This is a genomic window from Mesorhizobium sp. M8A.F.Ca.ET.208.01.1.1 (genome assembly GCF_004791315.1).
In the GTDB taxonomy this organism is placed as follows: Bacteria; Pseudomonadota; Alphaproteobacteria; order Rhizobiales; family Rhizobiaceae; genus Mesorhizobium.
The window spans coordinates 1-558 of sequence record NZ_SRUT01000035.1 but is presented as its reverse complement, the minus strand read 5'-3'; the positions used below and the strand labels follow the sequence as shown (position 1 = coordinate 558).

Sequence of the window (558 nt, the reverse complement as noted above, 5' to 3'; positions counted from 1 at the left end):
CGCGCTCCCTGGCGATCTCGGCCTTGGTGCGTCGCTTCGGCTTATAGGGTAGATAGATGTCTTCCAGCTCCGCCTTGGTGCTTGCCGCCGCGATCTTGGCCTCCAGTTCCTCGGTCAGCTTGCCCTGCTCGCGGATGGAGCCGACGATCGTCTCGCGGCGCGCGTCGAGCTCACGCAGATAGGCAAGCCGCTCGGAAAGGTCGCGCAGTTGCGTGTCGTCGAGCCCGCCGGTGACTTCCTTGCGGTAACGCGCCACGAACGGCACCGTGGCGCCTTCATCCAGCAGCCCGATTGCCGCCGCCGCCTGCTCCGGCCGCGAACCGATCTCGGCCGCGATGATTGCTGCGATGCGCTTGATGTCCGATGCCATGCCGATCCCTGTCGAAAGAGCGGCGACCATAGGCTGGGAGGACCGCTACGCCAACCGCAACGGTTTCATCATGCGCCGAAGGTCCACAGAAAACAGCCCTTGGAGCCTATCTCGGGTTCAAACCATTTGGCTCAGCGCCTCGAGGAATGCCACGATGTCCACGTCGAGCTTGTCGTCCACCGGCTCCG

At 64.3% G+C, this 558-nt stretch carries 2 protein-coding genes; one reads left to right on the top strand and one right to left on the bottom strand.

Going from position 1 to position 558, the window contains the following annotated elements; all coding sequences use genetic code 11:
- Positions 1–370: Tex-like N-terminal domain-containing protein (locus tag EN851_RS34135; RefSeq protein ID WP_281041119.1), on the bottom strand; the 370-nt coding region annotated here is incomplete at its 3' end.
- Between EN851_RS34135 and EN851_RS36830 the strand changes: the two genes are divergently transcribed.
- A partial coding sequence (locus EN851_RS36830) for a hypothetical protein (RefSeq protein WP_210234950.1) occupies positions 357–558 on the top strand: 202 nt, incomplete at its 3' end. The two genes, EN851_RS34135 and EN851_RS36830, sit on opposite strands and share 14 nt — an antisense overlap.